General features: G+C 58.7%; 17 protein-coding genes. 6 read left to right on the top strand and 11 right to left on the bottom strand.

The genetic code is table 11. From position 1 onward, the window contains the following. Nucleotides 1-499: 499 nt before the first annotated feature. From ACIQJ2_RS01060 to ACIQJ2_RS01025, 8 genes are all read right to left on the bottom strand, one after another. Complete coding sequence (locus tag ACIQJ2_RS01060) at nucleotides 500-1,201, bottom strand: Asp/Glu/hydantoin racemase (RefSeq protein WP_400666834.1); 702 nt, start codon at nucleotides 1,199-1,201, stop codon at nucleotides 500-502. 46 nt (nucleotides 1,202-1,247) lie between these two features. After that, on the bottom strand, nucleotides 1,248-2,678 hold the full coding sequence (locus ACIQJ2_RS01055; protein WP_400666461.1) for an amidase: 1,431 nt from the start codon (nucleotides 2,676-2,678) through the stop codon (nucleotides 1,248-1,250). A gap of 30 nt (nucleotides 2,679-2,708) precedes the next feature. Next, nucleotides 2,709-3,473 (bottom strand): aspartate/glutamate racemase family protein, encoded by a 765-nt coding sequence (locus ACIQJ2_RS01050; protein ID WP_400666463.1) that lies wholly within the window; start codon nucleotides 3,471-3,473, stop codon nucleotides 2,709-2,711. After that, on the bottom strand, nucleotides 3,470-4,486 hold the full coding sequence (locus ACIQJ2_RS01045) for an oligopeptide/dipeptide ABC transporter ATP-binding protein (protein ID WP_400666465.1): 1,017 nt from the start codon (nucleotides 4,484-4,486) through the stop codon (nucleotides 3,470-3,472). Before ACIQJ2_RS01045 ends, ACIQJ2_RS01050 begins: the two co-directional genes overlap by 4 nt. Continuing rightward, complete coding sequence (locus ACIQJ2_RS01040) at nucleotides 4,483-5,445, bottom strand: ABC transporter ATP-binding protein (RefSeq protein ID WP_400666466.1); 963 nt, start codon at nucleotides 5,443-5,445, stop codon at nucleotides 4,483-4,485. Before ACIQJ2_RS01040 ends, ACIQJ2_RS01045 begins: the two co-directional genes overlap by 4 nt. Continuing rightward, on the bottom strand, nucleotides 5,442-6,317 hold the full coding sequence (locus ACIQJ2_RS01035; protein WP_400666468.1) for an ABC transporter permease: 876 nt from the start codon (nucleotides 6,315-6,317) through the stop codon (nucleotides 5,442-5,444). The genes ACIQJ2_RS01040 and ACIQJ2_RS01035 overlap by 4 nt, the downstream gene beginning before the upstream one ends. Continuing rightward, nucleotides 6,310-7,332, bottom strand: a complete 1,023-nt coding sequence (locus tag ACIQJ2_RS01030; RefSeq protein WP_400666470.1) for an ABC transporter permease — start codon at nucleotides 7,330-7,332, stop codon at nucleotides 6,310-6,312. The genes ACIQJ2_RS01035 and ACIQJ2_RS01030 overlap by 8 nt, the downstream gene beginning before the upstream one ends. 92 nt (nucleotides 7,333-7,424) lie before the next feature. Beyond that, the gene (locus ACIQJ2_RS01025; RefSeq protein ID WP_400666472.1) at nucleotides 7,425-9,065 is read right to left on the bottom strand and encodes an ABC transporter substrate-binding protein; all 1,641 of its coding nucleotides are present in this window, start codon (nucleotides 9,063-9,065) and stop codon (nucleotides 7,425-7,427) included. Between the two features lie 234 nt (nucleotides 9,066-9,299). Here ACIQJ2_RS01025 and ACIQJ2_RS01020 point away from each other — a divergent pair, with 234 nt between their 5' ends. Beyond that, nucleotides 9,300-10,019, top strand: a complete 720-nt coding sequence (locus tag ACIQJ2_RS01020) for a GntR family transcriptional regulator (RefSeq protein ID WP_400666475.1) — start codon at nucleotides 9,300-9,302, stop codon at nucleotides 10,017-10,019. A 168-nt stretch (nucleotides 10,020-10,187) separates the two neighbouring features. Next, entirely contained in the window at nucleotides 10,188-10,502 is a 315-nt protein-coding gene (locus tag ACIQJ2_RS01015; protein ID WP_400666477.1) for a hypothetical protein, read from the top strand. Here ACIQJ2_RS01015 and ACIQJ2_RS01010 read toward each other — a convergent pair. Beyond that, entirely contained in the window at nucleotides 10,486-11,544 is a 1,059-nt protein-coding gene (locus ACIQJ2_RS01010; protein ID WP_400666479.1) for a response regulator, read from the bottom strand. The two genes, ACIQJ2_RS01015 and ACIQJ2_RS01010, sit on opposite strands and share 17 nt — an antisense overlap. A 598-nt stretch (nucleotides 11,545-12,142) precedes the next feature. Next, a complete protein-coding gene (locus ACIQJ2_RS01005; RefSeq protein WP_400666481.1) occupies nucleotides 12,143-13,933 on the bottom strand; it encodes a chloride channel protein in 1,791 nt (596 codons plus the stop codon). A gap of 703 nt (nucleotides 13,934-14,636) precedes the next feature. Between ACIQJ2_RS01005 and ACIQJ2_RS01000 the strand changes: the two genes are divergently transcribed. The 4 genes from ACIQJ2_RS01000 to ACIQJ2_RS00985 all read left to right on the top strand — a co-directional run bounded on the left by ACIQJ2_RS01000 (nucleotide 14,637) and on the right by ACIQJ2_RS00985 (nucleotide 18,688). Next, nucleotides 14,637-15,974, top strand: a complete 1,338-nt coding sequence (locus tag ACIQJ2_RS01000) for a cation diffusion facilitator family transporter (protein ID WP_400666483.1) — start codon at nucleotides 14,637-14,639, stop codon at nucleotides 15,972-15,974. A 739-nt stretch (nucleotides 15,975-16,713) separates the two neighbouring features. Further along, nucleotides 16,714-17,340, top strand: coding sequence for a HupE/UreJ family protein (locus ACIQJ2_RS00995; RefSeq protein ID WP_400666836.1), 627 nt, complete (start codon nucleotides 16,714-16,716; stop codon nucleotides 17,338-17,340). A gap of 12 nt (nucleotides 17,341-17,352) precedes the next feature. Beyond that, nucleotides 17,353-18,126 (top strand): hypothetical protein, encoded by a 774-nt coding sequence (locus ACIQJ2_RS00990; protein ID WP_400666486.1) that lies wholly within the window; start codon nucleotides 17,353-17,355, stop codon nucleotides 18,124-18,126. A 286-nt stretch (nucleotides 18,127-18,412) separates the two neighbouring features. Continuing rightward, nucleotides 18,413-18,688 (top strand): metal-sensing transcriptional repressor, encoded by a 276-nt coding sequence (locus ACIQJ2_RS00985; RefSeq protein ID WP_400666488.1) that lies wholly within the window; start codon nucleotides 18,413-18,415, stop codon nucleotides 18,686-18,688. Between the two features lie 117 nt (nucleotides 18,689-18,805). On the opposite strand, the gene ACIQJ2_RS00980 is transcribed toward ACIQJ2_RS00985, so the two are convergent. Further along, entirely contained in the window at nucleotides 18,806-19,963 is a 1,158-nt protein-coding gene (locus ACIQJ2_RS00980; protein ID WP_400666490.1) for a nickel/cobalt efflux transporter, read from the bottom strand. Between the last annotated feature and the right edge of the window lie 19 nt (nucleotides 19,964-19,982).

The raw sequence follows: 19,982 nt of genomic DNA, 5'->3' as shown, positions 1-19,982 counted from the left end.
TCACACAGGAGCGCTAACACCGGCCAATGACAGCCATGTGAAACCACACACGTCCTTCTGGACCCCAAGGTCGGCGGCGGGCGGATGAGTGATGTGAAGGCGATGCGGAATGGATCGCCCGAACCGGTGGCATCGTTTTGCAAGACACAGCGCCGTAAGCTCACGAAAATTAACGCGAACGCAAAGCACTGGAGCCTGCATCAGCCCATCCGACGATCACGGCAACGGTGAAAGAAGCGACTCCGGCACCCACTGGCGACGGTTGGGCCGAACCAAGCGCGGCCGTATGAGCAGATAATCCGCTCTCGGCGGGAGGGGAACGTCGGAGTAGTGACTGTGAATAACGTGAAATTCGCTTACCAGCGCTCAGGATTCTCTCGCCATGACCGAGCAGCTAAGCCCATTATGTAGCTGCAAGCGACCCAATACTCTATGGCGAAGCCAACACGAAGGTGATCGTGCAAAAAGTGCGCGCGATGAACTCTCAATGCTGCCGCCGTCAAGCCTGAGAGAACATCTTCCCGAAACCTGACACACGCGTAAGATCATATCCGACCGTCGATAGCGCGCCATAGATCGCCGTCGCCACGCTGTCGTGGATCGCGACGCCGTAGGTTCTTTCCAGCTTGTCGACAAGCGGTGCTCCAGCGAGATTGGTGCAAAACACCGCAATCGAATCCGGGTGCGACGGAGCAAGCTCGTCGATCATCTTGGTGATTGTCTCAGGCATCACCTGACTGAAGCTGAAATTGTCTCTGATGCCCTGATGCCGCTCGCAAACGATCTCGATACCCTCATTGGCGAATGACTTCACAATCGCCGCCTGGACATCCGAGGTATAAGGTGAGGCCAAACCGATCCGGCGCTCGTTTCGCTTCCGCATCACATCGAACAAGGCAAGAACTGAAGTCGAGGCTTTCACGCCGGTTGCCTTTGTTATGCGTTCGCAGAGCTGGCGATCACTGTCGAGGCCGAGCCATCCGGCGCTCGTTCCGTTCCACACGATGACATCGACTTTGGCGTCCGCCAGCAGTTCCGCGGCTGTCATCATCGGACGATCGTCGAACTGGCTTAGTGCTGCGGCATCCAGCCCGATCGCGGTCACCCGGAAACGAGAGAAATGCGCCGTCACGTCAGGCAGATCCTTAAGCATCTCGGTGGTGACGGGTTCCAGCACGGTGTTGGACGAGGGCGTTAGCATTCCGATGCGCAGCGGGTTCACTGAAGTTTCCTGAGGGTAAGAATGATCAAGCATGGATCGGTGGCCGACCCAGTTTCGGAAGGACAGCCTCGAAGGCAGCCGCAGCGGAGAGCACCTTGGCGTCGCCCAGATGCTGGCCAACGATCTGCAAGCCGATGGGGAGGCCGCCGACCAGTCCACACGGCACGCTTGCCGCCGGCTGCCCGGTTAGATTGAAGGGAGAGGTGAACGGGCACCATTCATAAGGGGCGATCGGCTTTGCATCGATCGTCGATGGCCCGTCCTGGTCCTTGGCGAAGGCGGTGACGGATAGCGTCGGCGTCAGAATGAAATCATAGCCGCTCATGATTTTGGCGATCTCATCGACGAATGCTTTCCGGGCGGTGATCGCGTCGGTGGCATCTTCGAACGGACGGGATTCCGCAAGGAGAGCCGTGACCGCCTTCGAGACCTGCACCGGCTTTTCCGCAAGCAGCGCCCGCATGCCGGTGAGATCGGTCTCCAGGGCCACCATGGCTTTGAATGTCGCATGAACGTCGATTTCGGGCGGAGTGCCGACGACCAGTTCCAGTCCGCAGGCTTCCGCAACAAGCGCCACCGCCTTGTCGGTCGCCTCTCTCAACTCCTGCTCGATCGTCTGGTCATGCCATGTCGGCCAGTACAGAACCCTGGTCCCGCGCGGCAGCGGAGCGATGTCGGTCCAGGAGAGATCTGCGCAGGGGATCGACCAGCGATCGCGGGGATCAGGACCGGCGATAACGGACAGCATGAGGGCAGCATCGGCTACGTCCCGCGCTATCGGCCCGATATGCTCGATCGACTCCCAGCCGGATACTCCGGGAAGCGATATGTCCCGGCAGCCGGGCCACAGCGGAATCCGGCCCATCGCCGCCTTGACGCCGACCAATCCAGAAAGTGCTGCCGGAAGACGGACGGAGCCGCCGCCGTCGCTGCCGATCGCGATTGGGCAAACACCGGCCGCAACGGCGGCAGCCGAACCCGCACTTGAGCCGCCCGGTGAGCGTTCGGAGTTCCACGGATTGCCCGTGGGCGGAAACAGGAGATTGTTGCCGTGGGCGCCAAAGCCGAATTCCGAAACGTTGGTCTTGCCGAGAATGATGGCATCGGCCGCTTTCAGGCGCTCGACAACGATGTCGTCGTGGTCGGGAATATAATCGGCGTAGAGATTGGAGCCGAATGTGGTTCTCAACCCCTTCGTGAGCACAAGGTCCTTGATGGCAACGGGTACGCCGGCCAGCGGGCCGACAGGCTCGCCGCGCGCAATCCGCTCATCGAGTGCGGCGGCAGTGGCGTAGGCCTCTTCTCGAGCCAGCGTCGCGAAGGCGTGGATGATTGGCTCCACCTTGTCGAGCGCTGCAAAAGCGGCATCCAGAACAGCTCGCGCGGAGACCGCGCCGGCCGAGACCTTTTGCGCGATCAGGCGAGCCGGCATCGTCGGGTATTCATCGATAAGCATGGAAGCCTCCTGATAAGAGAGTGTTTCGGTTCATGATCCTGTCTCGACGGGTTCGGCCATCAAGAGCCGTTCAAGCGCCGGAGACAGACCGCGTGAGCTTTTTGGGTCCGGCCGACGGAAGGTGCCGGCGGATGCCTTCTTCGGGTTGAGAGCAACGAGGAGCTCTGCCTGTTTGACGGCCGCAACCACTGACTCGACGACAGGTACCGGGATGCGATCGCGAACGCGTGCGGCAAGACCGGCAAGCGGCGCGCCCGCAAGAATGATGACGTCTGCCTCATCCTCTTCGATGGCGCTCAGTGCGAGCTCGATGAGGAGTTCTTCTTTTTCGTCCTGAACGTTTGCCAGCGACGCGAACTTGCCATCGAGCAGCCTTATGCTCGCAAGCCTGTCCAGCAAGCCATGCATTGTCACGCATTCTCGGAACCATGGGCCGAGCGCGAGTGAGAAGGAGACGATGGAGAAGCGCTGGCCGAGCATGCAGGCGCTGAGCATAGCTGCTTCCGCCAGCCCTATCACCGGAACCGACATAAGTTCGCGCGCCCCGCCAAGACCCGGATCCCCAAACGCGGCGATAATGGCGACGTCGAAGCTGCCCTCTCGCTCGGCAAGAACGTCCAGCACAATACTTGACGCGATTGCGGCCTCCGCCCTCGTGGCGATGTATGGAACACCGCGCGGAGCCGTCACGGGTATGAGTTCGGAGCCGGGCGAAAGCGATTGGCTTGCCGCTCGAACGAGGTGATCCGTCACATCTGCCGAGGTGTTTGGATTGAACAGCAGAATCCGCGTCATGAGGGGCTTGCCCCTGTTTCCGTTGATGGCAGCTTTGCCAATTCGTCCGCTCGATGGCATGCCACCAGCCGGTCTCCGTCGCGAGCAATCATCGGCGGCATGGCCTGGCTGCACAGGGGTAGCTCCACCGGACAGCGTCCAGCGAAGCGGCAGGCGCTCTGATTAGGGTCGATCGGGCTCGATGCCGAGCCTTCGAGCTTGGTGCGCGTCGTGTTCTTGCGTTCGGGATCCGGGATAGCGTCGATAAGCGCACGGGTATAGGGATGCTCCGGTTCGTAAAAGACGGATTTTGACGAGCCGAACTCGACGATGCGACCAAGATACATTACTGCGATCTTGTCGCAGAGCAGGCGCACGACATTCAGATCGTGCGACACGAACAGGTAGCTCATGTTTCGCTGCTTTTGCAGTTTCGCCAGCAAATGCAGGATCAGGGACTGGACCGAGACATCGAGTGCCGAGGTCGGTTCATCCAAGACAAGCAGTTTTGGCTTGACGGCAATGGCCCGCGCGATGCCGACGCGAGCCTTTTGTCCGCCCGACAGCTGGTGGGGATAGCGGCTCCCGTATTCTCTCGCCAAGCCGACATCATCCATGGCCGCAAGGACCATCTCGGCAATCTGTTGACTTGAGCCGCCCACAAGCTGCTTCAGGGGATCGGCGATCGCCTGGAACACGGTAAAGCCGGGGTTGAGGCTCTCCGTCGGATCTTGGAAGACAACCTGGATATCGCGCCTGAGCGGCGACCCGCCGAACGTCTTCGCCGGCATGGTTCCGACGTCAACACCGGAGAGGGTGATCTCTCCTTCAGTTGGATCGATCAGGCGTGCGAGCACGCGAGCCAGAGTCGACTTCCCGCATCCGGATTCACCGACCAGGCCAATGCATTCGCCTTCGGCAATCGTCAGATCGACCTCATCGACTGCATAAAGCATCTTGCGGCGCATCGCACCAACGGGATAGCGCTTCGACAGGCCGCGAACCTGTATCAGAGGAGCAAGGGAAACTGTCATAGCGGGTGCCTGCAGCGAACGGAGTGATCATTGCCCAACAGTTCGAACGGGATAGGTCCTGCTTCGCAGTCCGTCTTGCGTCTGTCGCAGCGATGCAGAAATCGGCAGGCGGGCAGGTCGCCTCTCAAATCAGGAAGGCTTCCGGGTATCGAGGCCAGATCTTGAAGCTCCGTGTGGGCGGTCGGCGTGGCTGCGAAAAGCCCGCGAGTGTAGGGATGGGCAAAATGCGACTGCAATTCATCGGCTGGAGCCGCTTCGACCATATGACCCGCGTGCATGACGACGATACGGTCGCAATATTCACCGGCCAGCGCCAGATCATGAGTGATCAGTATCGCCGACATTCTGGTTTCCTGCACCAGATCGCGCATCAAATCCATGACCACGGCCTGCGTTGTTACGTCGAGCCCGGTGGTCGGTTCGTCAGCGATCAGAAGGGAGGGCGAGCATGAAAGCGCCATAGCTATCATCACCCGTTGGCACATGCCGCCAGACAGCTCGAATGGATAGGCATCGTATCGTCTTTCCGGATCCGGGATTCGCACGCGTGCCAGCGCGGCTATGGCCGCGGCTCTGGAGTTTGCCCTGGATACCGGGCCGTGCCGCCTGAGGACATCCTCGATCTGGCGACCAACCCGCATGATCGGATTGAGCGCCGTACGTGGGCTTTGGAATATCATCGACAGCTCGCGGCCGCGGATGGACGCAAGCGGGGAGTTTGGTCCGGAAAGGTCAATGCCGCCGAATTCGATGGCATCGGCCTTGATCTCGGCATTGTCGTCGAGAAGCCCCATCAGCGCATAGGAAAGCACCGATTTCCCCGAGCCGCTTTCGCCGACGATCCCCAACACCTCGCCCTTGCCGAGAGAAAAGGTGATGTCGTCGAGAACCTTCACGGTGCCCGAGCGCGTGCGAAAATTCACACTGAGGTTCTTCACGGATAGCAGAGGTACACTCATGTCCGCCTCCTTGGATCGATTATATCTCTGAGGCCGTCACCGATCATGTTGAAGCAGAAGACGGTGATGACCAATGCTGCGCCGGGAAAGAGGAAGGTCCACCACTCGCCGGAGAAGATGTAGGACGCTCCCTCCGACACCATGATCCCCCATTCCGGCGTCGGTGGACGCACGCCCAGGCCGATAAAGGAAAGTCCTGCCGCGTTGAGGATAGCCCAGCCGAGATTGAGGGATCCCTGGACCATCATCGTCGGCAGGATGTTGGGCACGATATGAAAGGCGAGCAGCCGGAACGAGCGGTTGCCGCCCATTCGGGCTGCCTCAACGAAGGTCATGTCCCGCCGGACGTTGACCTCGCTGCGGGCAAAGCGCGAATAGAACGGCAGGTTGATGATCGCGGTTGCCAGCACGATGTTTTCGACGCTGTTGCCGAGGGCAGCAACGATGCCCATGGCCAAAACGAAGAGCGGGAATGCCATGATCGTATCCATGAAACGGCTGATGATGGCATCGGTCCAGCTGCCGAAATAACCGGCGATCGCGCCAATTGCCGTTCCGACGATGAACGACAGTGCCACGGCTCCGATCGCCATGCCTATATCCAGCCGCGTGGCAATGGCGACCCGGCTCAAGATGTCGCGGCCAAGCGCGTCCGTACCGAAGAGATGGGCAAGGCTTGGAGGTTTCAACGCGGCGGATGTGTCGACCGCCAGCGGATCGTAGGGGATGACCCAGGGCGCAAGGAGCGAAATGACGACAAGGGCCAGCAGGATCAGCGCGGCAAACAACGTCAGCTTGTTTTCGCCGGCCATATGGCGGGCGTCGCGCCAGAAAGTGCTGACATGCGCGTTTGCAGACAAGGTTTCAGCCATCGTAACGAACCCTCGGATCGATTGTCGCTGCCGTAAGGTCGACGGCCAGATTGAGGAGAATGTAGAGGATCGCCATCATCAGCACGAAACCCTGAACTGCGGCGTAATCCGATGTGATGACCGCATTGACCGCGTATGCCCCGATCCCCGGCCATGCGAAGACCTGCTCGACCAGAACATTGGCGCCAAGCAGGAACGAGAACACCATGCCCAAGATATTGACGACCGGAAGCATGGCGTTGCGCAGCCCATATCCGTAGACGATCCTCGTTCGGGAGAGGCCCATGGCGCGCGCCGTGCGACAGAAATCGCTTGAGAGCGAGGCCAGCATCGATGCCCGAGCGATGCGCGCGATTGGGGCAAGCGCGAACAGTCCAAGCGAGATCGACGGCAGGACCAGTTGGGAGAGAGACGCCCAGAAGGCGGCAACGTCGCCGGCGAGCAGAGTATCTATAAGGTACAGCCCGGTTATGGTCGGCGGTACGCTAAAGTAGGTATCGTTCAGCCGACCGAGAGGTTCCGGTGCGATGCCCAGCCTGAAATAGAAGACGTAGACCAGACCCAGGGCGACAAAGAAGGTCGGGCACGCAGCGCCACCCGAAACGACGATACGACAGATATGGTCCACCGCCTTGCCAGGCCGGGTGGCGGCCGCAATACCGAGCGGCAATCCGATCAGCATCGCAAAGAGCAGGGCGCAAAGCGTCAGCTCTATCGATGCTGGTAACCTTGTCGCCAGATCCTGGAACACAGGCTGGCCGCTTGAAAGTGACGTTCCAAGATCGCCGTGCAGGAGACGCAATGCATAGTCGCCAAACTGAAACCAGAGCGGCTTGTCGAGCCCAAGGGCTGTCCGAATTTGAGCAATGCTTTCTGGCGTTGCCGACACGCCTGCGTAATAGGCTGCCGCATCGCCGGGTAATGCCCGCGCCAGCAAGAACGTGACGATGACGACACCGATGATGCTCGGAACTGCCGTGGCAATTCGCTTCGCAAAACTCAGGGCTATCTTCATGAACTCAATCTCCGCAGGCCCGTTTCCGAGCGGTTGATCAATGTGGATTTGTCTTCGGGGAGCCGAGCCTGGCTTCGGCTCCCCGATCGCGTCTACTCTTTCGAGATCGACCGGAGGTCGAGATGCGTGTGGAACCAGTAGACGTAGCCCTTCACGTTCCTCTGCATCGCAATGTCCGAATAGAGATGGGCGACGGGCACTCGCGGCACATCGTCCATGGCTATGCCGTTCATCTTCGTGATGATCGCGTCATAGGCCTTCGGATCGCTTTCGAAGCGAGCCTGTTCGATCAGCTTGTCCAGTTCCGGGTTCGAATAGTTGGCCGTGTTGAACACGCTGTTGTTCTTGCCGTCATAAGTCCAGAAATAGAAATATTCAGGGTAGTCAAGCCAACCGTAGAAGTAGTTGATATCCATCGGCATGCTCTTCGAGCCCATCTTGGCGAACCACTCTGAGCCAGGCACCTTGTGGATCTCTATGTTGATCCCGATCTTCTTCAGCTGTTCCTGTATCAGCAGCGCCATCGGCTCCTGAACGGTCGTCTGGCTCATGTCGATATAGAGATCTGTCTTGAAGCCGTCAGCATAGCCGGCGTCCTTCAGCAGCGCCTTTGCCTTGTCGAGATCCGTATTGTACTTCGATGCGACAGGCCACTTCGGCGGGAATGGCGCTGAAGGATCTGCGCCGAAGAGCGGCTCACCGCGCTGGTAGAGCGCCTGCTTCATGATGGAGTCGTAGGGCAGCGCATAGGCGATCGCCTGACGAACGCGCTTGTCGTCGAAGGGCTTCATCGTGACATTGAGGTCGACATTGAACTGCTCGTTCTGCATCAATGTCCCGATAACGTTGACCTTGCCGGCCGCGGCCAGTTCCGCGTAGTCCTTCGGGGGCAGGCCGACCGAAACATCGACGTCACCCTTTTCAAGCAAGGCGCGGCGTGTTCCAGGCGAGGCGATCTCACGCAACACGACGCGCTTGAGTGCCGGCATTGGGCCGGACTTCCAGTTGTCAAAGCGGTCGAAAACAATCCTGTCGCCACTTTTCCAACTGCCGACCTTGAAGGGGCCTCCACCGGAATCGTTCAGCGAGGTCCATTTGAGCGCCCACGGATCCTCGGTCGTTGCATGCTGCAGGGCGAGCTTCTTGTTGACGACGTAAGGAACCGGAACCGCAAGGTCAGGCAGTGTCAGCTTGTCGGCTACGGGGAGGGTGATCTTGAACGTATGAGCATCGACGACGGAAAACTGCTTGGGATCCGTCAGTGATCCGGCTGCCATCTGAACGGCCGGGAATCCACCGACCGATACGGCACGATCGAAAGACCATTTGACGTCGTCGGCCGTCACGGGGGATCCGTCGTGGAAGGTCGCGTCTTCGCGCAGGTGGAAGATAAGGGTCTTGCCGCCGTCCTGGATCTCCCAGCTCTTGGCAAGTTCGGGCTCTATGTTCGTTGCATTGTACATCAGCTTGCCGTCGGGAAGCGTCTTCGTCCCGTGTGTGATCAAGCGGTCATAGAGCTGCCATGATGCCATCTGGCTGAATTCGTTGGCCGCCGGGGCCATGGCGTCGAGCGAATTCGGGCCGTGTTCGGCAACCTCGATCAACACATCCTTCGGGGTTTCGGCATGGGCAGAGGATTGGAGCAGACCGAGCGACAGGGTCGCGAAGATCCATAGACACGCATGTGAGCGATAGACAGACGAGCGAGAACGCTGGAGTTTGCTGCTGGTCATGATGGCTTACCTTCCGCAAGTGTGACAGACGATTTGGGACTTGCAAGCATTATTCCAATTCATAAACATTTGATTATGTTATATATATTTACAAAGTGCATTATTTATGTAATTATTGGCGTGCTTTGAATATGGTCAGAGTGCTTGATTTTTGGTCAGGCAAAACACTTGCCTGGGTGCTGAGCAGTTCGGTATCTGTATGACAGGCAAGGCGAGAATGATTGGGGAATAACCATGGATGAAGACGAGGAATCGTCCGCTGCCGCGCCCTATGCGGTAGCCATCAAGCGTGCATCGCTCCATCATCATGTGGTCGACAAGCTGCGCGAGATGGTCAGCCGCGGCGATTTGCCGGCTGGCGAAAGACTGAACGAGGTTGCTCTCGCTCAGGCACTTGGAGTCTCGCGGACCCCGATGCGTGAGGCCGTCAAGTTGCTTGCTTCCGAAGGGCTTCTCGAGCTGCTACCGGGTCGGGGAGCAAGGGTGCGGCAGTTTTCGGCGGAAGAACTGCTTGATGTGTTCGATGTCCTCGGTGCGCTCGAGCGACATGCCGTCGAGATCGCGGTATCGAGGATGACGCCGAAGGCGCTCGCCGATATCGAGCGTCTGCACAATCAGATGGGCGAGGCCTACGGGAAGCGGAGCCAGAAGAGCTACTTCAAGGCAAACCAGAAGCTTCACGCTCTCGTGGTCGAGCTGGCAGGCAATCCGGCGCTGTCCAACACCCACATCACGCTGACAAAGCAGTCGGTCCACAATCGCCACGAAACGCTCATTTCCGAGCAGCGTTGGAAAGAGTCCGTCGATGAGCATCAGGCCATCTTTGATGCCATCGTCAAAGGCGATGCGACGCTTGCAGGTTTGCTGGTGCTGGATCACAGCCGAAAAACTGGCGCTGCCGTCGTTGATGCTGCTCGTGCTGCAAATGAACTCCGAACGGGTGATAGACGATAAGCGATTTTGATCTCGTCATAAGGAACGGCGCGGTTGCGACCGCCGCAGGCGTCTTTCAAGCTGACGTCGGTATCAAGAGCGAAAGAATTGTCCAGTCGGCGAGCGGCTGGATGGTCAAATTGCACTGAGAGAACGGAGCGCTAGGTCTCACCAAACGGAAGAGCTACCATGATTTCGGACCGCGCCGAAATCCTCAAATGGACGCCGCAGGCGATGCCGCCAACGGCTCACATTATCGATTGGTTTCACATCTCTATGAAATCCAGAGTTGAATTCCACGTCGTTTTCACTCTGATTTTTATTTCGCGAGGACACATCAAAACAGTTGAGAAACCCTATGGCACTTTGCTTGATGCGGATTGGTCATGGTTCGCAGTAAACAGAAAAATGGGCTCAAGGAATGTGGAGCTGAACAATGCGGGGTCACAATTTTGGAAAATAATCCTTCCTACAATACAAGAATCTATCAATCATATTGGCTGAAATGCTTCTGCAATGTCTGCAAGCTTTCGTCCATCGCATATGTTTTCGACAGATAGGGGATTCCTATATGGCCATAAGCGATGGAAAGCTGGCGCGCGGCCGCTTTTGCATCCATGCCAGCAATTTCCTGACTGTATATAACGGCGACAAGACCGCTTCTGTCCGCGCCTGCCTGACAGTGTATGAGGATAGGCTTTGGTGCCGAGCGTAGGATATCGACCAGTTGATCGGCCCTGTCGGGCGTCATTATCCTTCGCGCCGACATTTTGAAGTCGATATGCTCGATGCCCAGGCGCTGAGCTGTTTTGATCTCCTGATTGTACCAATCATGTTTACTGTTCGCACCGCGTAGATTGACGATCGAGCGAATGCCGTTCTCGCGCACGTAAGTCTCGAGCTGCGTCGGCGACAGTTGAGCGGAGCGATAGAGTTCGCCGGGGATGACGACATGAAAATTACCGTCCCAATGCAGCACGGCCAGATAGATGCCGAACGCCGCGGCTGGTGCCGCAAGCATGGCGGCTAGGAGGCCAGCCAGTTTCGCCTTGCTTGATCGCAGCCAATGCCATCTCGTGTTCGCCTTTGTCGTCGTTGTGACAACGGGATATTCCGATGGCGGGAGAGCAGTACCAATCGCATCCGTCGGATGGTTCGCAAGAGCAGTCGCTGCGGCTGATGGACAGTTGGCGCCGAGGACGGTCCCGATGAGGGTGGTCAGTTCGTCAAGGCCGAAGGGCTTGACCAGATACTCAACCGCTCCGAGCTGACGGCTCTTCTGCCTGTCGGCGACATGATCGCCGGGGGTGGAGATAATGATCGCAGGTATCGGGGGTAACCGGGATTGCAAACGCTTAAGCAAATCCAGCCCGCAGTCGTTAGGCAAGTCAGAATCGAGAATGATCAACGAATAGGAGGTCGTATCAATTGCATGTACTGCCGCCTGGAGATCGATCACCCAGTCGATGTCCCAGCCTGCCGCGGCGATATTGTCTCGCAAGGCATTTCTCAGGTTCGCATCATCCTCGATCGATAGTATTCGCACGTCTACCCCCACCTTGCGGACTTGCGTGATACATGCAGCTCCTTGCTGACATGCATCTGCGCTACAGCTTGAATTATGGCACGCTAAAGTAATCAAAGTCTTAGTTCGAGGGGCGCGAAGCAGCCAGGGCTAGGCTGTATGAAGCTGCCGAGCCGAAGGAGGATCGGCAATACTCTGTCCTTGGAAATTGTGTTTCGGACCATTCGGTTAGCCAGCTTCATAACTTTGGCGATAAGCCGTAGTCAGCAAAGTCCCTTCAGCCGATTGCGATTCGAGGGATTAACTTGAAGCGTTGACAGGGGAGCGTTGACGCCGGCCATTGAGCCGCGAAAGTTTGGATTTTTCGGGTGCCGTCGTTCGTCTTGTATGCGGAAGTCAATATGAGTCGGCGCGACAGTGCGAGTGGCGGCTCAACCCGATGTGGTCTGAGACCCTGAGCCGGAGCGGGCGGGATTAGTGTTGTGAACGGTGCGGCCCGAGATCGGGTGGTCTAAACTCTTGCTTCCGACGTGAGGTAGGAAACGGCGACACGAGACTATCGATGAATTAATCGAGAGCAGTTTGATTGATGGTTCAAGAGCTTTCGAAGCAGGCCCGATCAGAACTCGCCGGAGACCTCGCGGCGACGGCGGTCGAGTTCTTCGCTGTAGCGGCGCAGCGTATAGCTCTCGGTCAGCAGGCCAATTGCTCGGCGCTCCAAGGGGTCATCGACTACCACGAGCGCTTCGCTCTTGGTTTGCTCAAACATTGCTGCCGCCTGCTTGGCATTCATCTGCGGCTGCAGGAATTCGCTGCGGTGGCGGATGAAGTCGGAAAGGCCGTGTTCCTCGTCATCCTTCTCGACCGGGCTCGCATAGACATCCGGCACCAGCACCATGCCGGAATATTTTTCTTTGTCGTCAATCAGAATGACGCGTTGCGCCGAGCCGATCGGAAAGGTCTTGCGGAATTCCTCGATGCTCATTCCGACATCCGCCGTATGCACGTCGGGGCGCATCATGCGTTCGACCGTGAGATTGCGGATCCAGCCGACGTCATGCGCGCTGCGAATGCTTTCGCCGCGCAGATGGAAGCGCCATGTGGCGAAGGAGTAGCCGAAGGTCGTGCGCACGACGAGCGACGAGGTAATGACGGCAGCCAGCACCAGCGCGGTGATCGGAAAGTCGCCGGTGATTTCCAGGGCCAGGAACGTCATCGTCAATGGTCCGCCGATAATCGAAACGGCAAGCGAACTCATGCCGACCACTGCATAGACGACCGGCGTCAGCGTCGCGTGATCGAAATAGGGCGCGCAATAGGCAAAGATCTTGCCGAGCAGCGCGCCCATGAACAGAGATGCGAAGAACAAGCCGCCTCTGAAGCCGGAGCCGATTGACACCGCCGATGCAAGGGACTTCAAAACGAAAAGGCTCACCAGCGCCCACAGGGTCACGTCCGTGGACAGATTGAGATGCAGAGCGCCGTGGCCGGACGACAGGACCTGAGGCGAGATCAGTGCCAGCAAGCCAACGAACAGACCGCCGAGCGCCGGGCGGAACGGCGGCGCGATGGAGCTTTTGCGCGCCAGTTCCTCGACCCAGGCAACGCCCTGCATGATCAGGATGCCGATGCCGGCGCAAAAGGCGCCGAGCAATACAGCTGGAAGATAATCAGCCGGCACGACCGCGCCAAAATGACCGATATCGATGGCGAAGTCGTCGCCTGCAAGCAATCTCGCGATCATCGTCGATAGCAGGGCGGAGACGACGACCGGCGTCAGGGTCAGAATGGAATAGGTGCCGATGATCAGCTCAAAGGCGTAAAAGGCGCCGGTCAACGGTGCGTTGAAGGCCGCGGCGATGGCGCCGGCAGCACCACAGCCGACGAGCATGCGCAGATCCGCGCGGCGCATCTGCATCTTGTAGCCGAACTTCGAGGCGATCCCAGCTGCGAGCTGCGTGTAGCCTGCCTCAAGCCCGACGGAGGCGCCGAATCCATTCGAGATCAGGTTCTGTACAGCGACAAGGATGCTGTCGGTCAAATGCATACGGCCGCCATGCAGTGCATTTGCTTCGATCGGGTCGACCATCGGCTTCTTGCGGGCGCGGGACATAGTGAAGATCATGAGGCCGAGCAGGATGCCACCAGCGATCGGGGCGAGCAGCAGCAGCGACTTGTCGTCGGCTGCAGCACCGCTTAGCCGGCCGTCGCCGGAAACCCGATAGATCAGCGTGTGCATGGCACGAGAGGTGAGGCTCATCGCTGTGACAACACAACCAGAGGTGACGCCGACGAAAGCGCCGGCGAAGATCAAGCCCAACTCGTGAACACGAGCCAAGGCACGCAGTCGACCGAAATTCCAACTCTTACGATTTATTGGTGAGCTGAAGGACTTAAACGGATTGTTCATGAGATGCTGTGTGGCAAATTCCGCAAATTGGTTCTTCTTACCACATAATCGGTCGGGAACTGAAAGCAAAGTCAGAGTTTTCCAGCGTTCCAATGGAAGTTTCAAGCATCCTGCGCTCAAACGCGGGATCGTTCGGACCTCGGCGCTACGCTCCGCGGTTATCGGGAAGTGCGCCGCCTAGGTATTTTCCGGCAGACACAGCATCCGCTTCGGTTTCCGATTAGCGGAAGGTGTGAGTTGCACTGCCTGCCCATCGCAGATCGGCCGGATGGATGCAACAGGCTACCAGCCTTTCGAGACGGTCAGTGTTCGAATCTGCGGAAGTAAGCGCGCGCGAATGCGGCAGCACTGCTGAAGCCGACTTGCTCTGCACTGTCTTCACTCTGGCTCCTTTGGACAGGTTCCGCCGGGCAATAATCAAGGAAATCCTTTGGTCAGGAGTGCCTCCCAAGCCGCGGCCACTCCAGATATTCCGTGCTGCTACAGGCGGCCAAATGCGCTGAAGCCTCGACTGCGGCATCGCAATGAAATCTGCCGTAGCCGTCTTTGGCTAATAGCGGCCGCGTGCGATTTGAAACAGCTTTTGTTTCGACCTCAATCTTCAGAATGGACTTGACCATATCCCCTCCAGGGGGATAGGAAATCAGCAACGCATTGATCTCCGAACCAACGTGGCCGGAGAATGGATTGCAGCGAGGTTTTTATGTTCACGACGATTAAGGATTGGCTGGGTTTCGGTGCGCATGACCACCATGCCGCTGGTCATTCCCATGGCGATGCAGGTGGGCACGGCCATACTCACGGGGTTGTCGATCCGAACATTGCAACTTCGGAACGGGGCATTTGGGCCATCAAATGGTCTTTCCTCATCCTGGCGATCACGGCTATCCTGCAGTTGATCGTTGTCTTCATATCCGGCTCGGTGGCGCTGCTGGCCGACACAATTCATAACGTTGGGGACGCGACCACAGCCATTCCGCTCTGGATTGCCTTCGTGCTGGTGCGGCGACCGGCGACAGCCAGGTTCAACTACGGGCTTGGGCGCGTCGAGGATCTGGCGGGGATGTTGATCGTCCTCATCATCCTGTTCAGCGCGATTGTCGCGGGCTATGAGGCCGTCAACCGTCTCATCCACCCGCAGCCGATCACACAGCTTGGCTGGGTTGCCGCAGCGGGCATTATCGGCTTCCTCGGAAACGAAATCGTGGCGATCTTCCGCATCAAGATCGGCCGTGAGATGAACAGTGCCGCCCTAATCGCCGATGGTTATCACGCCAGAACCGATGGTCTTACGAGCTTGGCCGTCGTTCTGGGCGCGATCGGCGTCTACCTGGGTTTCCCGCTTGCCGACCCGGTCATCGGGCTTCTGATTACGATCGCGATCTTCGGCATCGTCTGGCAGTCCGCTCGTGCCGTCATCACTCGGAGCCTCGACGGTATCGAGTTGGGCGTTGCTGATGAAGTCCGTCACGCAGCTGAACATATACCGGGCATCGCGAAGATCACCGATGTCAAGGCTCGCTGGCTTGGCCACAAGCTGCACGCTGATGTCACGATCGCAGTCGAGAACGACAAGACGGTCGCTGAGGCGAACGGCATCGCGCTTGCCCTTCGCGAGGAACTGCATGCCCATCTTGCACCGCTCGGTAGCGCGACGATCCAGTTCGATACGGCAGGAGCTTCAACCTTGGCCGCCAATCGCGGCGATCATGGACATCACCATGCCCCCGAACCGTTCGCGGTCAACTCCGCGCTGGCGACCGGGCTTCTGGAGATCATAGATACCCCGGATGGGGAGCGGATGCGGCTGTCGATCGCCAGCCATGCTCACGGCCTCCAGGCGATCGTGAACGTCAAACGACCGGACGGTGTCATCGAAACGCTGCCGCTGTCGCCGTCTGCGACTGATCATCATGCAATGCAGAACTCTGAAGCCCCGGCCGAACCGCACGAGTTCGATGCCGAACTCGTTTTGAAGGCAGGTGACAAGGTCGAAGTCCTTCCGTTCCGGATGGAGGAGCCGGACGGGCATCATCATTGAAATCGTCTGAGTTTCAGGAAAGCGACCCCTCGTCCGCCAGTCAAGTGCGCTACTGCGCAGGCTGTGGATCGGGTCCGAACCGGCGCTGCGATCTCCTATGCTTCTGGCGCGCAGGCAATTTCGGGCTCTGTTCGGAATTGCCTTTTTGCAGTCATGACATCAGTGCCCGCATCTCCCGTGCAACATTTCGTTAACCAGAAAGCCGCTATTTCTCAACCATGGGAAACGCCCTCAGCTCCGCATTTCGATATTGCCTGGCGCTCGCGCTTGCGCTTGCGCTGGTGTTCGCTTTGATCGGGATGGCGCGCTCGCATGGTCCGCTCGGCCCTTCAGGCACGGAAGTAGCGGATCTGGCAATCTCGGACGCTGAGGCTGCGGATCATGAGCACGGCGGCGACGGGTTTTCGTACGCGTCGCATTCGCATGGCCACAATCCAGCCGATCATACCCATGAAACGCCAACGAATATCCCGGTGTTTTCGCTCCCGATGCCGACCGTTCGCCAGAGCTGGGTACGTGCCCCTTCGATTTCCCGTGTTGCCGACAGCAATGTAAGATTGGAACGTCCTCCCCGCGTTTGACCGTCGTCGCCGTCCCTGCGGGGACACGCTATCTTCAGAACGACGGATCAATCATGCACATACCTCCGAACACAGGAAGCGTGCGGAAGATTTTCCTTCCGCGACGGTTCTTCCTATGGCTGCTTCTCCTGCTATCGCTGGCCTTTTTCGATTCGGCCATGGCTCACGGCGTCGCCGAGGGCGACAAGGGCTATATCCAGGAAATCACCGGGGCGAACATCATCCCCTTCATCTATCTGGGCGCCAAGCACATGGTGACCGGATACGACCATATCCTGTTCCTGCTCGGTGTGATCTTCTTTCTCTACCAGATGAAGCACATCGGCATCTATGTCAGCCTGTTCGCAATCGGCCATTCTACAACCATGCTGCTCGGTGTCTATTTCAACATAGGCGTCAACAGCTACATCATCGATGCCATCATCGGCCTATCGGTCGCCTACAAGGCGCTTGACAACATGGGGGCGTTACAGCGCTGGCTGGGATTTCAGCCCAATACCAAGGCTGCCACGCTGATCTTCGGCTTCTTCCATGGCTTCGGCCTGTCCACCAAGATCATCCAGTATGGAATCTCTCCCGATGGACTGGTGCCCAACCTTCTCGCCTTCAATGTCGGCGTGGAGATCGGCCAGCTTCTGGCGCTCGGCACCATTCTCATCGCCATGGGCTACTGGCGCAAAACCAAGAGCTTCTGGCGCCATACCTACGCGGCCAACGTCGTTATGATGGCCGCCGGCTTCGTGCTCGTCGGCTATCAGCTCACCGGTCTCGTCGTTACTCCCTAAGGATTCAAATCGATGTACAATACCGACTTTCCAACCCGCGCCGAGTTGCCGACTGCAGCCAGGCTCAAGCGTTCCACCTTCATTGCGGCCGCATGCGCCGGCGTTCTTCTGGCGACGGTCGTGCTTCCGTCCGAATATGGCATCGATCCCACCGGACTGGGCGGCATGGTCGGCCTGGCCGAAATGGGACGGATTAAGATGCAGCTCGCCTCGGAGGCGGCTGGAGACAAGGTAGCCGTCGCGCAGGCGGCGCCTGCCGTTCCCGTATCTCCCTCCAGCGTCCAGCTCGATCGGATCGAGGCACGGCTCGAGCAGGTCGAACGCCTGCTCAACGATCCGATTCGCCTGGCATCGTCAACGATGGCGAGCATACCCGAGGCGACGGTCACGACGGCAGGCGCAGATCCAGTTGTCGAACAGTCGGCCGAGACGGCAAATGCCAGGGTGGCTGCTGCCGTCGCGCCAGAAGAGAAGAACGACGAGATAACTCTGTTGCTCAAACCCGGCGAGGGCAAGGAAGTCAAGCTGGTGATGGTGGGCGGGGCGGAGGCTCGCTATTCCTGGTCGGCCAGCGGTAGCGTCGTAAATTTCGACACCCATGGCGAAGGTGCAGGCCGCACCATCAGCTACGACAAGGGCCGCGGGGTGGCTGGCGACGGGGGTGTGTTAAAAGCCGAGTTCGACGGGACCCATGGCTGGTTCTGGCGTAACCGCACGAGCGAACCAGTGACTTTGACGTTGCGGACAAATGGTGCGTACACCGAGATGAAACGTCCCGCACTGTGAAGGGCTGACCTGCCTGGCAGGCAAGCCATCAGGCTTCGGCGCGGGTCAAATGGCTCCGCGCCGAACCGGCGGGTGTGGCGATGTCGACGGTCGCAAAATCGGGTGATCAGGGCTGCTTTGTCGGTGCAGACGGCATCCCGCCTCAACGCCATGACCATCGGTCTTGTGCAGGCGAAACGGCAACGGCTGGACGGCCTGCCCAGGTTCCGGCAGTCGCCTCAGTAAGACGTCCGTCGCGAAGCCGCCGGTATTGACAGTCATCCTCTCTGGGGGGATACAGGAAGCCATGACAGAACATACACATGCCACCCATCCAGATATCGTCAAGCGGCTCAAACGCGCTCATGGACATCTGAAGAGCGTCATCGCCATGATCGAGAACGGCAAACAATGCCTTGACATCGCCCAGCAGTTATCCGCCGTCGAGAAGGCGATCGTCAACGCGAAGCGGACACTCATCCAGGACCATCTCGATCATTGCCTCGAGGAAACCGTCGGAGCGCTTTCACTGGACAAGCGGCAGGCCATCGACGAATTCAAGACCATTGCCAGGTACCTCTGAGCATTTGACCGATCTGCCGGCTTTTTTGGAGTGTTCGTGGCGATGGTCGTACATGACGATGTCCACGCATAGATCAGCGCGCGCCGGCCGCGCGAATTTATGACCGGCGCGTCGGCATCATGCGCCGGGCGTTGCGGTGATTGAGGCGGCTTCCGGTGCGTGGCCCCGCGTCAGGCCGACCATGCCAGAGTATCCCATATAAAGCGCGATCAGCAGCATGAGCACGCCAGACGCATAGGGAGCGCGCCGGGCGAAGGTACTGAACCCGGACCAACGCTTCTGTACATGGCGGACGCTCAAGGAAGCGAGGACACCAGCCGACACCATCGTTACGGCCAAGCCGATGCTGAAGCAGATCACCAGGACCGCGCCCAGCGAAAGTTGCTTGAGCTGAAGGCACAATAGCAGGACGGTGATGGCGGCGGGGCACGGAATGAGCCCGCCCGTGACGCCGAACAGAATGATCTGCCACGTCGTGACGTTCTGGTTCTTGAAACGACGCGCGATGTCGTTGGCATGCGCTCGGGCGTGCGCGTCCATATACTCGTCATCGTCGCCGACGATTAGGCCGTCGTGATGGTGTCCGTCTTCGCTGTAGGATACATCGTAGTCGTGAGTATGGTCGCCATGGCCGAGGCTCACTCGGGCGTTGAACTCGTGCGGCTCTGGAATCTCTTCTCGACTTTCGAGAAATCCGCCGTTGTCAGCAAAAGTGAACGCCTGCTTGGCGCCGCCTGCGCGTTCGGTCACGACCGTCACATCATTCGCGTGCCAGCCATGGCCGGTTTCGAAGCGGACGCGGAAGCGCGGCGGCACACCATCCTCAAACACTTCGAGTGCCATGATACCATGACCGGTGTCGATTTTACGGACCTCGTCGCCGTGATCGTGGTGATGGTCATGACGGTGATGATGTGCAGCTTCCAGTCTGGACTCGCGCCAAGTTCGCCACAACATCCACAGCGCAATCCCAATCACGATCACCGCCGAGGCGAGTTGGAAATATGGCTCTGACGTTTCGGCATTCATGCCTTGGCCGAGGTACTGACCGCCGAGCGCCACCACCCAAACGACGAGCGTGTGCGACAGGGCCGCCGCCAAACCGAGGAGGATCGCCTGCCAAACGGTACCACGAATTGCAACGATGAACGCCGCCATCATGGTTTTCGAGTGGCCAGGTTCCAGACCGTGCAGAGCGCCGAGGAGAATGGCAGTTGGGATAAACAGCCAGGCGTGGGCTGTTCCTTGCTGAAGTAGGTCAGTGAAGGACGTCATATGTGGAGCTTTCCGGGGT

Source organism: Rhizobium sp. NPDC092011 (assembly GCF_044756305.1).
Lineage (GTDB): Bacteria > Pseudomonadota > Alphaproteobacteria > Rhizobiales > Rhizobiaceae > Rhizobium.
Note: the sequence above shows the minus strand (reverse complement) of the source record. Positions and strands in the feature narration are given on the sequence as shown.